General features: G+C 36.2%; 11 protein-coding genes and 1 other annotated feature. Of the genes, 6 read left to right on the plus strand and 5 right to left on the minus strand.

Translation table 11 applies throughout. The annotated features are described in order from the left end of the window. Positions 1–86: 86 nt before the first annotated feature. Positions 87–308, minus strand: a complete 222-nt coding sequence (locus tag NiCM35_RS06180) for a hypothetical protein (protein ID WP_338068364.1) — start codon at positions 306–308, stop codon at positions 87–89. A 385-nt stretch (positions 309–693) separates the two neighbouring features. Between NiCM35_RS06180 and rpiA the strand changes: the two genes are divergently transcribed. Further along, a complete protein-coding gene (gene rpiA / locus NiCM35_RS06185; protein ID WP_123258213.1) occupies positions 694–1,380 on the plus strand; it encodes a ribose-5-phosphate isomerase RpiA in 687 nt (228 codons plus the stop codon). 238 nt (positions 1,381–1,618) lie between these two features. Next, positions 1,619–2,854, plus strand: a complete 1,236-nt coding sequence (gene ystJ, locus NiCM35_RS06190; protein WP_095330337.1) for an NADP-dependent malic enzyme — start codon at positions 1,619–1,621, stop codon at positions 2,852–2,854. A gap of 46 nt (positions 2,855–2,900) precedes the next feature. Here ystJ and NiCM35_RS06195 read toward each other — a convergent pair whose 3' ends face one another. Both NiCM35_RS06195 and NiCM35_RS06200 read right to left on the minus strand, forming a co-directional pair. Next, entirely contained in the window at positions 2,901–4,232 is a 1,332-nt protein-coding gene (locus NiCM35_RS06195; protein WP_433778956.1) for a nucleobase:cation symporter-2 family protein, read from the minus strand. Positions 4,233–4,384: 152 nt separating this feature from the next. Continuing rightward, on the minus strand, positions 4,385–6,031 hold the full coding sequence (locus NiCM35_RS06200) for a PucR family transcriptional regulator (RefSeq protein ID WP_123260599.1): 1,647 nt from the start codon (positions 6,029–6,031) through the stop codon (positions 4,385–4,387). Between the two features lie 243 nt (positions 6,032–6,274). Here NiCM35_RS06200 and allC point away from each other — a divergent pair, with 243 nt between their 5' ends. The 4 genes from allC to NiCM35_RS06220 all read left to right on the plus strand — a co-directional run bounded on the left by allC (position 6,275) and on the right by NiCM35_RS06220 (position 12,005). Then, positions 6,275–7,510: an allantoate deiminase gene (allC, locus tag NiCM35_RS06205; RefSeq protein ID WP_095330340.1), complete on the plus strand. Its 1,236-nt coding sequence runs from the start codon at positions 6,275–6,277 to the stop codon at positions 7,508–7,510. 342 nt (positions 7,511–7,852) lie between these two features. Continuing rightward, complete coding sequence (locus NiCM35_RS06210) at positions 7,853–9,082, plus strand: pyridoxal-phosphate-dependent aminotransferase family protein (RefSeq protein ID WP_275068545.1); 1,230 nt, start codon at positions 7,853–7,855, stop codon at positions 9,080–9,082. A gap of 192 nt (positions 9,083–9,274) precedes the next feature. Beyond that, positions 9,275–9,492, plus strand: a binding site (T-box leader). 91 nt (positions 9,493–9,583) lie between these two features. Further along, positions 9,584–11,017, plus strand: coding sequence for a proline--tRNA ligase (gene proS / locus NiCM35_RS06215; RefSeq protein WP_123260601.1), 1,434 nt, complete (start codon positions 9,584–9,586; stop codon positions 11,015–11,017). A gap of 220 nt (positions 11,018–11,237) precedes the next feature. Beyond that, positions 11,238–12,005: a TraX family protein gene (locus NiCM35_RS06220; RefSeq protein WP_433778959.1), complete on the plus strand. Its 768-nt coding sequence runs from the start codon at positions 11,238–11,240 to the stop codon at positions 12,003–12,005. 183 nt (positions 12,006–12,188) lie between these two features. Here the strand turns inward: NiCM35_RS06220 and NiCM35_RS06225 are convergent, their stop codons facing one another. Together NiCM35_RS06225 and rsiV are read right to left on the minus strand one after the other, a co-directional pair. Next, a complete protein-coding gene (locus NiCM35_RS06225; protein ID WP_095330343.1) occupies positions 12,189–13,067 on the minus strand; it encodes a cation diffusion facilitator family transporter in 879 nt (292 codons plus the stop codon). A gap of 196 nt (positions 13,068–13,263) precedes the next feature. Continuing rightward, positions 13,264–14,115: an anti-sigma-V factor RsiV gene (gene rsiV / locus NiCM35_RS06230; RefSeq protein ID WP_095330344.1), complete on the minus strand. Its 852-nt coding sequence runs from the start codon at positions 14,113–14,115 to the stop codon at positions 13,264–13,266.

Consider the following 14,115-nt stretch of genomic DNA (forward strand, 5'->3'; position numbering starts at 1 on the left):
GTCCTTGAATACTGGATTGATTCAGCCGGAATCCACGCACCCGAAAGGGAAGTGTATTCCGGTTTTCGTTTTAATAGAATTCACCATTACTTCTTTTCTAATAAGTTGTTTTCCTTCTCCATTTTTTCCACTTCTAATTTCAATTTTTCTGTTTCTAATAAGAAATTTTCATGTTTTAATCTTTCCAGCTCTAACTGATCTTTTAGCATTGCTTTGTTGAGCTTGGCCCTTTTTTCTAAATGATCCGTGATAATTCCAGCTAGGGAACTCAAGAATATAGCTATTACAATCACAATAATAATCATCATATAACTCCCTTATATTGTTTATTAACAAATACGAAAAACGCATGAAAAAGTTTCAAATGAAAGACAAACGAACTATGACTCGGTAAATTGGAATTTTTTTGCGGAATAACTAAGGAGGAAATGAAATCATTTAAAAGGGCACAAAAAAGGAAATCGGACAGTTCAAAAAATATAATGGCTTCTTTTTTTGAAGGAAAATATGATTATTGCAGCAAAAGCGATCTATAGGAGGAATGCAGATAAAATGGAACAAGTGAAAAATAAAGTGAAAGTATATTTAGGAGAAAATTTCTAAGGAAAATAGATGAAAGAGAAGGCGTTATCATCTATTATAGAAGGAGGATAACTATTTGGATGAATAAAAAAAAGTGTGTAGGTGAACAGAATGGAAAGACAGGATGAAAAAGTATTAGTCGGAGAAGCAGCAGTCATTCAATTTGTGAAAGATGGGATGACAGTCGGACTAGGCACGGGATCTACTGCCTATTATGTGATAAAAAAAATGGGAGAAATGATTAAGAAGGGGGTGGAATTAAAAGGTGTAGCAACGTCAAAGGCTACAGAAAAATTAGCCAGCGAATGTGGAATTCAGCTGATTGATATAAACGAAGTAGAGCAATTAGACATTGCTATTGATGGAGCGGATGAAATTGATGATAACTTCTTTGCGATTAAAGGGGGCGGCGGAGCATTATTGCGTGAGAAAATAATTGCCAGTGCTGCTAAAACCTTTATTGTAGTTGCTGATGGAAGCAAGAAAGTCCAATCATTGGGGAAATTCCCTCTTCCTATTGAAGTCGTACCTTTTGGTTATAAACATACAGAGAAAGCCATTCGAAAATTTGGCTGCAAAACAGCGATACGGCAGAAAGATGGCAAGCTCTTCGTAACAGATAACGGAAATTATATTATAGATTGTTCTTTTCCTACTATCCAAAACCCCACTCAATTACATCAAGACTTGAATAATATAGTAGGGGTAGTAGAGAATGGCCTTTTTATTAATATGGTAGACGTTTTAATTTCCATAAATGAGCAAGATCAAATCAGCGTGGAGCATAAGAACAGATAATTTTAGATATAGGGGATTTATGTAGATAAATTCCCTTGTAATGATGGTTTGATAAAGAAGAGTGGCAGTCTGTAGAAATGCTTTGGAACAGTTTTAAAGATATTCTTTATTTTTTCTTGAAAGCGTTTCTTTTTTTGTTTCTACGTTATATTATCGTAGATAGGGAGGGGAATCCTTATCTAGGAAATGCATCCAATGGAAGGATGCAATCATGTTACAGAAATAAGGGAGAGATAGAATGTCTTTACGAGAAGATGCTTTACATATGCATCAAGTCAAACAGGGGAAATTGGAAATCCATGCAAAAGTGGAAGTAAAAAATGCCCAAGATTTAAGTTTAGCTTATTCTCCGGGAGTAGCAGAACCATGTAAAGAAATTTTTGAGAATCCAGAAACTGTCTATGACTTTACCATGAAGGGTAATATGGTGGGCCTTATCACCAATGGTACATCTGTACTTGGTTTGGGTAATATTGGTGCTGAAGCATCTTTGCCAGTAATGGAAGGGAAAGCAATATTGCTTAAAAGTTTTGCAGGTGTAGATGCCTTCCCCATTGTTTTAAATTCAACAGATGTAGACAAGATAGTAGATGCAGTTAAACTAATGGCTCCTACTTTTGGTGCCATTCACCTAGAAGACATTGCTGCTCCACAGTGTTTTGAGATTGAAGAAAGATTAAATCAAGAATTAGCCATTCCAGTTTATCATGATGACCAGCATGGTACAGCAATTGTAGCTTTGGCAGGACTTCTAAATGCCCTTAAGATAGTAAAGAAAGAAATGAAGGATTTGAAAATAGTAATAAATGGTGCGGGCGCTTCAGGTATTGCTATTACAAAGCTTTTCAACTCTTATGGTGTAACTAATATGATTATATGTGACACAAAAGGGGCGATCTTTGCTGGCAGGACAGCTGGGATGAATCCAGCGAAAGAATCTGTTGCAGCTTATACGAATGTTAAGTTGACGAGAGGTACACTGAGAGATGTTTTGGTGGGAGCAGATGTATTTATTGGTGTTTCTGTAGCAAATACTTTAACGAAAGAAATGGTACAGACAATGAATAAGGATGCGATTATCTTTGCACTGGCAAATCCAGTACCAGAAATAAGTCCGGCACAGGCGAAAGAAGCGGGCGCGGTCATAGTTGGAACAGGAAGATCAGATTTTCCGAACCAAGTAAATAATGTATTGGCCTTTCCAGGAATTTTTCGTGGTGCTTTAGATGTTCGTGCAACCACTATTAATGAAGAAATGAAAAAGGCAGCAGCTGAAGCGATTGCAGGCTTAGTTGCGGATGCTGAGTTGAATGAAGATTATGTAATTCCAAGTCCCTTTGATCCTAGAGTTGCTCCTGCTGTTGCTTCTGCTGTGGCAAAAGCAGCAATGGAAACAAAGGTAGCAAGAATTCAAGTTAATCCAGAAGCTGTAAGACTGAAAACAATGAAAATGACGACTTTTGATAAAGAATAAAAGGATTGATGAAGAGGCTAGTTCCAAATGGGCAGCCTCTTTTTGTTTACAATGTATTTGTTTCGCCGACTTGTTTGCTCAAGAGAGAGACATTAGAGCTTTTCTTACTGGTTTTAACATTAAAAAGAAGATTTAATAAAATGGCAGCCAAACTTCCTGTGATAATCCCATCACTTACAATGATTCGTAAGGCGGAAGGAAGCTGGTCAAATAAATTAGGAACTGCTGTTGCTCCTAAACCGATAGAAATAGAGCAAGCCATGATTAACAAGTTAGCCTGATTGGTAAAATCAACTTTGCTCAGCATTCTTATGCCAGAAGCAACAACCATTCCAAACATAACAACGGTTGCTCCGCCTAACACTGGTGTGGGAATAATAGTGGCAAAAGCCGCAACCTTAGGAATAAAGCCTAAGAAAACAAGGATTCCTCCTGCGGCAATTACGACATTTACCGTTTTGACTTTTGATAGCTGAACAAGACCAACGTTTTGAGCAAAGGTATTATACGGAAAGGCATTAAATAGTCCACCTAAAGTAATCGCTAAACCCTCGGCACGATACCCACGCGTTAAATCCTTTTCACTTAGTGGCGTCTCCGTTATTTTGCTTAGTGCGAAAAAGACACCAGTTGATTCAATTACAATAACTAAACCGACAATTAACATGGTTAGAATTGGCCCAAATTCAAAGCTAGGTATCCCAAAATAAAATAGTTCAGGAAAATGGAACCAACTAGCTTCTTTTACTGGAGTAAGGTTTACTTTACCAAGAATAGCAGCAATAATAGTACCAGCAATAATTCCAATTAGGACGGCCAATGATTGCATAAATCCTTTTGTAAACCGGTTTAACAAAAGAATGAACAATAGGACGCCAAATGCCAAAAGCAAATTCTCAATGGAGCCAAAATCTTCGCTTGCTGCTCCTCCGCCCATATTTTTAATACCAGATGGGATAAGAGATAAACCGATAATAGTTACAACTGTTCCAATTACAACTGGAGGGAAGAGCTTGGTAATTTTGCTGAAAAAAGGAGCACAAATAAACATAAAAATCCCTGTAATAATAATGGCTCCATAAATAGCGGTGACTCCATAATTTGTTCCGATCGAAATCATCGGAGTAACAGCGACGAATGAACTACCTAGTACAACTGGCAAGCCAATGCCTAAATATTTGTTTTTCCAGGCTTGAAGCAATGTGGCAATTCCACATGTTAAAAGATCAATTGCAACAAGATAGGCTAGTTGTTCGCTTGTTAAATTTAAGGCTCTTCCAACTAATAGTGGAACAAGGATAGCACCAGCATACATAGCAAGAACATGTTGAAGACCTAAAGAAAAAATTCGAACTCCCTTTTTGTTATTTTGAGGCATTATAAACACTCCTTCTCCTTTGTTATTCATTCTAACGTATGGCGTTATATTTATTAACATAATAAGAAGTAAGAAGAAAGAAGTCATTGGTTAATTTATACAAAATATTTAGAAAATATAGATTATATAACTAAGATAAATGAAAAACTTCTTTAGATTTGGCTTTGTTTTTTTCTTTCATTCATTTTTAAAATTGATTTAATCCGAAAGGCAAAACGAAGGTGGAAGGTAGTCTCTGGATCCTTAAGACTTTTTCCTAAGAGATCCTCACATTTTTCTAAGCGATAAATTACTGTATTACGATGTACATAAAGACGTTTCGCTGTTTCAGAAATTTGGCAATGGGTCTCTAAGTAAACAGATAATGTATGGAGTAATATTTGTTCATCTTCTTGCTGATGATTGTTAGAGAAAGGTTGAAAAATATGATCATAAAATTCCTGCAGATCCTTTGTTGGAATGATTCTTAACATTTCAAAGGCATCCTTTGGTCGATGTATCTGGATAAAAGGAGTGTTTCCAGAAAGCTGTCCAGTATGTAATGCACTAAGCGCCTCTTGATAAGCATTAGGTAAATTTAACAGGCGCTGATAAACATTACTGATACCGAATGAAATACTTGTTTTAAATGTGTTCACAAGATGGGTTTGGATATTTTGTAAATAAGGAAGAATGGTTTTGTCTAGCTCATAAGAGGAATCGGTAACTTCCATGATAATAATACAATGATCCTCAATAAGAAAAAGCTGAGAAGCGAAAGGTGCCTTTTTTATTTCTGTTTCGATAAATTCAAATACATAATCTACCTCAACAGAATGCTGTGTGAAAGATTTATATTGATCGCCGCTATCCAATTTGCCAATTATTGCGATGGAAGCCTGTTCTTTTTTTAAGAAAAATTCTTTAGCTCTGCTTTCGATTTCCTCAGCAAAGCTAAACTTTCCTTCCATAAAGTGAGCGAAGAAATCATTTCTTGCTCTTCTAGTATATTGCTTCACTGTATTTTCCCTCATTAGCTCAAAAGAAAGCACATTAGTTGCTTGTTCAATCGTAAGAAGCAAGCTATGACCTTCCATGGGGATTTCTCCCAGAACAACTAAAAATGCTGGTTTTCTCATATGTGTATAAATGGGGAAAATTGTAAAAATTTCTTCTGTATTTCTACTCGAAAAGCAAGAGTATGGTGAGTTAGCTAATAAAAATTCAAACCCATTAGCATGGAGAGAGCTCAAAAAGTTATCGGTAGATGTTCGATTATGAGAAGAAGTGTGTATTTGAAAATGGGCATCTAGTAAAAAGATCGGCTTGTTAATCATTTGAGATAAGTCATCAATAAGCCTTTTTATCCCTTTCCCTTTCAGAATATGCTGCGTGAATTTCCGATGGGTTTCAAAGGCAGTGGTTAACTCTGCTGTTCTTTGACTCAACATATAGTTTAAAGAAGCATTAACGATTTCCCCTAGTGAAGTTTCTAAAGGTATTTCTAATAGGGGAAATCCTATTTCATTTGCGAATTGAATCGCTTCTTGTGGTATATGTCCTAAAAATCTCTTGGACTTAATTCCTAAAGCTGTACAATCCCTTTTATGCATACTTTTTATTAAGGAGAGCAGAACACCAGGATTATCTTTAAGATGATAGGCAGTAGTGACTAATAAATCGTTTGGGTTTAAGAAGTCCACGATATCAGGGGCATCCATCATGGTAATATGCTTAATTTCTTTATTTAATCCTCCGTGACCTGCAATTACTTGCACTTCTGCAAAGGCAGGTTTTTGTAATATCTCTGCTAATTTCAATTGTATCCCTCCCAAAGTAATCCGTGTAATCAAGAAGCTTCTTTAGTTAATTTATACAAAGTATTTAGACAATTCTAACATTTTATCTAATGAATTGCTAGCAAGTGATTATTAAAATAATGGATACATATATTAGTGCGTTTTAAGTAGTTTTAAATATTATTAGAAAATAACAAAAGGAAGGAGAGTTCTTTCTTTTTATTTTGAATGTAGGGAGAGTATCAGCAGAGAGGAGCGGGAGAAATGAAGACAACTATTGATATTGAAACAAAAGAAGTAGGGGACTGGATAGAATGGCTTGCCCGATTTGGGAAGACGAAAAATGGTGGAGTTACAAGACTTCTCTATGATGAAAATTGGCGCTTAGCCCAACATTCTCTTTTTCAAAAAATGAAAGAAAATGGCTTGAATCCTTATTTTGATGGTGTTGGCAACTTATTTGGCAGGTTAGCAGGAGTAGATCAAGAGGAGAAAGCCATTCTAACAGGTTCTCATATTGATACTGTTATAGATGGTGGAAAATATGATGGAGCCTTCGGGATTATGGCGAGTTTTATCGCTGTCAATTATTTGAAACAACATTATGGTAAACCAAAAAAGACAATAGAAGTAGTCTCTTTATGTGAGGAAGAGGGGAGTAGATTTCCTTTAGCTTTCTGGGGATCTGGATCGGTAACGGGAAAGTTTACTAAAAGTGATTGCGAAGGATTAGCTGACGCAAGAAATATTTCTTTTGCTCATGCTATGACATCGGCGGGCTTGCAGCCAGTTGAAAAACAAGTTAAGCGAGAGGATATTGAATGCTTTATAGAAATACATATAGAACAAGGGGCTGTCTTAGAAAAAGAGCAGAAGTCTATAGGGATTGTCTCTCATATAGTTGGACAAAGAAGATTTACGATCAAAGTTACTGGGGAGAGTAACCACGCAGGTACAACTCCCATGCCTTATCGAAAGGATAGTATACATCTTGCAGCGGAATTAATTACATATGCCATTAAACAAGTTACGGAAATGGACGCTCACTTAGTGGCGACAGTTGGGAAAATACAGGCAGTGCCTAATATTCCTAATGTGATTGCCAAAGAGGTTACTTTTACACTGGATGTCCGCCACCACCAAGAAGAAGTGCTAGATTACTATTGTGAGAAAATTTTTGCACATTTTAAAGAGAGATGTAAGACTGCTGGTATGGAAGTAGGATGGAATCAATGGCTGGATGTTAAGGCCGTTGCAATGGACGATAAACTAACGCAGCTGTCGGAGAGAATTGTGGAGGAAATAGATATCCCATATCAAAAAATGATTAGTGGTGCCGGTCACGATGCACAAATTTTCGGAACCTATTGCCCGACAGCGTTACTATTTGTTCCTAGTGTAAATGGGATCAGTCATTCCCCAAAGGAACATACAAATCTAGAAGATTTAAAAAATGGGGTTGTTGTTCTTATAGAATTACTACACCGTTTGGCTTATTGATTTTTTCTGAGATGAACGTACTTAAGGTGCAGGGAAGGCGGAAAGTGGAGTTCATGAGGTCGATGAAAGCCGTAAAGTAGGAGTGGAAAGAGGAAAGTGGTGTTCATGGGGTTGATGAAAGCCAAAAAGTAAGAGAGGAAAGAGGAAAGTGGTGTTCATGGGGTTGATGAAAGCCAAAAAGTAGGAGAGGAAAGAGGAAAGTGGTGTTCATGGGGTTGATGAAAGCCAAAAAGTAGGAGAGTAATAGGAAAAGTGGTGTTTATGAGAATGATGAAGACCAAAAAGAAGGATCACGAAGCAAGCAGAGGGAATTACTAAAAGATAAGGAAAGGAAGTATCATAGTGACTTTTTTAGAACTAAACACACCCTTAAGAACGATTATGACACCAGGACCTGTTGAGGTTGATCCGAGAGTGTTAAGGGCGTTAAGTACACCTATTTTGGGACAATTTGATCCTGCATTTACATCTATCATGAATGATGTTATGAGAATGATTCAACAAGTTTTCCAAACTAAAAATCAATGGGCATATCCAGTTGATGGAACATCAAGATCTGGACTAGAAGCTGTATTGGCCAGTGTCATTGAGCCAGGAGATAAAGTGTTAATTCCAATTTACGGAAGATTTGGACATCTTTTGACGGAAATTTCTGAAAGGTATGGGGCTGAGATTCATTTGCTTCAATGTAAATGGGGCGAGGTTTTTGATCCAGAAGTAATTATTGCAGAAATGAAAAGAGTGAGACCGAAAGTAGTTGCTCTTGTTCATGGAGAAACATCAACAGGGTGTATGCAGCCATTAGAAGAGGTCGGCAAAGCATGTCGAGAACAAGATATTCTCTTTATCGTTGACGCAGTTGCAACAATTGGAGGAGCCAATGTTCAAACAGATAATTGGTATATCGATGCAGTAATTGGAGGAAATCAAAAATGTTTATCAGTTCCATCTGGAAATGCCCCTATTACGTATAATGATCGAGTGGAAAAAGTGTTAAATGCACGGAAGAAAGTAGAAAGAGGAATAGCTACAGAAGTGGAGCTAGCAGAGATAAAAGCCCATGCCCCAATTCGCTCAAATTATTTAGATTTGGCACAATTGCAGGATTATTGGAGTCCGCGAAGGCTGAATCATCATACAGAAGCAACTACCATGTTATATGCTCTTCATGAAGGATTAAGAATTGTTTTAGAAGAAGGCTTGGAAAAGAGGTTTGCTCGTCATCAGTACCATGAACAAGCGCTCATGGAAGGAATAAAGGGAATGGGGCTTGAATTGTTCGGTGATAAAAGGTGGAAGCTGCCAACGGTAACATGCATTAACGTTCCAAAGGGGATTGATGCAGAATCTGTTCGTAGTATGATGCTTGAGCAATTTGGAGTAGAAATAGCCAGCTCTTTTGGTCCATTACACGGAAAAATATGGAGAATTGGAACAATGGGCTATAGCTGTCGCAAAGAAAATGTCTTATTCGTACTTGCGAGTTTAGAGGCATGCCTCATTAGCCATGGTGTAAAACTCCCTGCAGGCCAAGCACTGCAAGCAGCGCTAAATTTTTATTTAAGAGGTTAATAGATAAGGGTCCAGAGAAATACTTTCTATGCCTAAAAAGCATAGAGCTTAAAGAAAACACAGAGAAGCCATTCACTCCTTCTCCATTATCGAAAATAAAAGATATATGCCCTATCGGTTAAAAAGAATAAAAAAAAATCTATATTGACAATAATGTTTCTATCCGATATGATTTTTCACAAAGAAATGAATAATGAAACTATAAAAAGGATTAGTATGCAGCAATGTCTATAAAAAGAGAGGGTCTAAATGCTGAAAGGACCTATAGGCTTACCTGTTGAACCTGCCTTTTTCGTTCTGTATCGAATAGACTTTGTTTAAGAAGATTCAGCGGTTCAATACCGTTAACATGGAAGAGTGTAAAGCTTTGCTTTGAATTAGGGTGGTACCGCCATTATTTGGTCCCTAATGAATAGCAACGCTTTTTTTTTATGGTCTTTTTCTAAGAAAGATCGCTTGAAATACGTTTAAAAACACAGATAAAATAGGAGGCCCTTTAAAATGGCGAAGGATTTTGTAAAAAGCATTACTAGCATGGAAGATGATTTTGCCCAGTGGTATACAGATGTAGTGACAAAAGCGGAACTAATCGATTATTCAAGTGTAAGAGGTTCGATGATTATTCGACCTTATGGAACAGCGATTTGGGAGAATATTAAAGAAGCATTAGATAAACGTATTAAAGAAACAGGGCATGAAAATGTTTATATGCCATTATTTATTCCAGAAAGCCTTTTACAACGAGAAAAAGATCATATTGAGGGATTCGCACCAGAAGTAGCATGGGTTACACATGGCGGAGACGAGAAACTAGCAGAAAGACTTTGTGTGCGCCCAACATCAGAAGTGCTTTTTGCAGAGCATTATAAAAATATTATTCATTCCTATCGTGATCTTCCTAAGCTATATAATCAGTGGGCTAATGTTGTGCGTTGGGAAAAGACGACACGTCCATTCTTACGTACTTTAGAATTTTTATGGCAAGAAGGTCATACATGTCATGAAACGGAAGAGGATGCAGATAGAGAAACAATTCAAATGCTTCAGGTCTATGCAGAAATATGCGAAAAGTACTTGGCACTTCCAGTGATCAAAGGGCGTAAAACAGAAAAAGAAAAGTTTGCAGGCGCGAAATACACCTATACGATTGAAAGCTTGATGCATGACGGCAAAGCATTGCAATCAGGTACTTCGCATAATCTCGGCGATGGCTTTGCAAAATCCTTTGGAATTCAGTTCTCGGACAGAGATGGCAACTTGCAGCATGTTCAGCAGACATCATGGGGCTTTACGACAAGAATCATTGGTGCCATGATTATGGTTCATGGGGATGACCGCGGCTTAGTCGTACCGCCAATGATTGCACCAACACAAGTGATGATCGTACCAATTGCCCAGCATAAGGAAGGGGTATTGGATTTTGCCTACGATTTACAGAAGAAACTAAGTAATTCGATCCGCGTTGGTATTGATGCAAGTGATAAAAAGCCAGGCTGGAAATTTAATGAGTATGAAATGAAGGGAATTCCTCTCCGTCTAGAAGTGGGACCAAAAGATATCGAGAAGAATCAAGTGGTTCTTGTGAGAAGAGATACTGGAGAGAAACAATATGTCTCTATGGATGGATTAGAAGAAACAATTACACAATTATTAACGGATATCCAAGACAACTTGTTAAAGAAAGCCACAGATCATAGAGAAGAAAACACTCATACTGCTGTAAATTTTGATGAATTTAAACAGTTGACGGCAAAAGAAAAGCCAGGATTTATTAAAGCCATGTGGTGTGAAGATCAAGCGTGTGAAGATAAAATAAAGGAAGAAACCAGTGCAACATCTAGATGTATGCCTTTTGAGCAAGAAAAAATCGCTGACACTTGTGTATGCTGTGGCAAAAAAGCAAATAAATTAGTCTATTGGGCTAAAGCATATTAATATTTTTGCCTAAATCAAATGGATAGTAAAAACGAGCAATTTGGATCTCGAAAATATGAAGATGTTCTAATAAAAAAGCTGAAATTTATGTAAAGGTTGGTAAAGTAAGATCATCTACTTTACCAACCATGAAATTCTAAGTTTAAATATAAAAAAGCACTAAATGACAAATATAAAGCACCTAGTTGTATAGGTGCTTTTCTTCATTAAGGAGATGATCATGACTACTACTTTAATAAAAATAATAGCTTTAATTTTTATGCTAATAGATCATATAGGGGAATTTATCCCTGGTACTCCAGTATATTTAAGATGGGTAGGGAGAATAGCAGCACCGATTTTTATTTATTTTGTGATAATAGGTATGACTCACACCTCTAATAAACATCGATATCTCTTCCGTTTGTATATTGCTAGTGTTATCATGGCTTGCATTAATGTGATTATTAATCAAAATTATAATACGGGAGTAGGATTAACTAATAATTTTTTTGCGACATTATTTACGGTTGCATTGTTAATTTATGTAATCGATAAGAGAAGTTGGAGATATTTTAGTATCTACTTAATATGGCAGATGATAAGTACTGTGCTTTCTACCCTCATTACAGAAATATTTATATTAAATACAGCTCTGAGATATCCTTTTTATGGAGCTATATTTGGAAATGTAATATATGTAGAAGGGGGAATCTTGTTCGTTTTATTAGGTGTTGTCTTTTATTTATTTAGAAATAAAAAACAATTAGTAATAAGCTATTCAATTTATTGCCTTTTTATCTTTTTAGTATATAAAAAATGGGGAGGCAGTTTAAATCCGTTTTCACAATTTTTACTTCCGTTTGCAGACTTCCAATGGATGATGATTTTAGCTTTGCCATTGCTCTATTTTTATAATGGGGAAAAAGGAGTTGGCTTAAAATATTTTTTCTATTTCTTTTATCCAATACATATTATCATTTTATATTTTATTGGAGGGGAAAAATAGTATTACTGTAAGCCAGCTCAATGAGTTGGCTATTTTCTCACTCTATACACAGCAATCAAAAAAAGCAAAGGACAGAATTAGCTATAGTGAGGAAAATTATTCCTTTTTATATTGTGGAATACTTACATAAGTCAATCTCCAGCTTTCTCCGTTATACTTCTAAATACTCTCTCATTCGTTTTTTTATTGTTTTTCTTCGTCTGGCTCAATATGGACATGGACCTCTAATACATTAAATTCATTTATTAAAGCATTCTCTACAGCAGAAGAGATATCATGGGCATCGGTAATATCTAGTTTCTGATTAACAGTAATAACAACATCCACAACTGGGCTGTTCCCATAGTTTCTCGCTTTAATTTCTTTTACAGCTTTAACGCCATCTGTATGCAAAATGGTCTTTTTATATTTATCAATCAATAAAACATCAAAACCATCTGTCAGATAATGAGTGGTTTCTCGGAAAATTCCCCAAGCTGTTTTACAAATTAACAGGCCGACAATACAGGCCGCTAGCGGATCTAAAAATCCCAAGTTTAATTGTGCTCCAAAAATACCGACAGCAGTACCAAAACTAACCATCGAATCAGAAAAATTATCTTTCGCTGCTGCTTTTACAGCTTGGCTATTTATTTTTTTTCCCAATCGTAAATTGATCCGATAGACAAAGAACATAACAGCACCACAGGCGATAGCTGTATATGCTGCCACTAAATCAGGTGCTTGTCTAGAATGAGTAAAGAAGGAAGAGATTGCTTGGTATAATACTTGTAATCCAACACTCATCATAATAAAGGAAGCAATTAACGAAGCAACAGTTTCCGCTTTCCAATGGCCATAAGGATGGTCTTTATCAGCTGGTTTTTGAGATAGCCGCAACCCGATTAAAACGGCAACAGAAGCAATAATATCGGTGAAATTATTCCATCCATCTGCTTTTAAAGCTTGCGAATCAGTGCTATTTCCAATAATTAATTTCACTGATGCTAAAATAATATATGTAATAATGCTTAATATCGCGGCTCGTTCTCCGAGCTTTAAGTCTGCATATTTTTTATCCATTGCAAATGCCTCCTTAACTACCTCACTAATCATATCAAGTCACTATAGGGTGGGTCTAGAGCAACGTTTTTATACCTATCAACAAAAGTATGAGGAAGAGAAAACAGTTTGCCAGAGGAAAACTTTTCAATTATAAAAGAAGAAAAGTCAGAGGGAAAGAATAAATCCTCTCCTCTGACTTATCAATGATAACCAATTATCTTATATATAAATCACTTACTAAATAATCCTTTATCACATCGGATGGAATGGGAAATTCAACTGTCCCCATATACCCTGGTGCTACTTCGTATTCATTAAAGCAAATGACCAATTGATGCTGTTTGTTTATATAGAAATTTTGGTATGGATCGATTTTATCAAACCCTTCTGGATCGGTATCACTTTTTACAAAATAGCTTCCGATGTCTGCTTTCATTTGCTTGTTCATTTCATGTAAAATGTACGAACTGATAGCATCAATGTAAGAATCATCTTTAAATAGACTTGGTAATGTGATTAACAGTTCGTTTTGTTTATCGATCGTATCATAGCGAATAGATTCTGCAGCAGATGCTTTTGTTTCGATCGTATATCGACCAAGCGATAATAACAAATCATCATCTGTTTTAACGATATAGCCACTTTCGAGCGAGTAGTTTCCATTATCATTTGCTGTTTCTTGCATAAATTTAGAATAAAGCTCTTTTGATTCTTGAACGTATTGTTGGTTTAATGTCTGAGAAAGAGTTTTATTCTCTAAGCCAGTTACTTCAGGCGTTTTAATATCTAGCTCACTATTCTTCTTCGTTTCTTTCCATTCTGTTATTGTAACGACCTTAATGACTTTGTTTAAAAAAGGTATATCTGATAAGGTGCTTGCTGCTGCCGGACTTATATTGACCGTTGTAATGAATAAAAGGATGGAAGCAGCTAAGAAGATAGCGTTTTTTGAAATTCTTCTCAAAGTACGATATCGTTTAATCGATCTATGTGTCTGTTTCTCCAGTTCATTTGGTATGGGTATATTCAAATAATCCTTTTTCATCTTTTCTAATTTTCTATCCAT

This window comes from Niallia sp. M35, assembly GCF_050971705.1.
In the GTDB taxonomy this organism is placed as follows: domain Bacteria; phylum Bacillota; class Bacilli; order Bacillales; family Cytobacillaceae; genus Niallia; species Niallia circulans_A.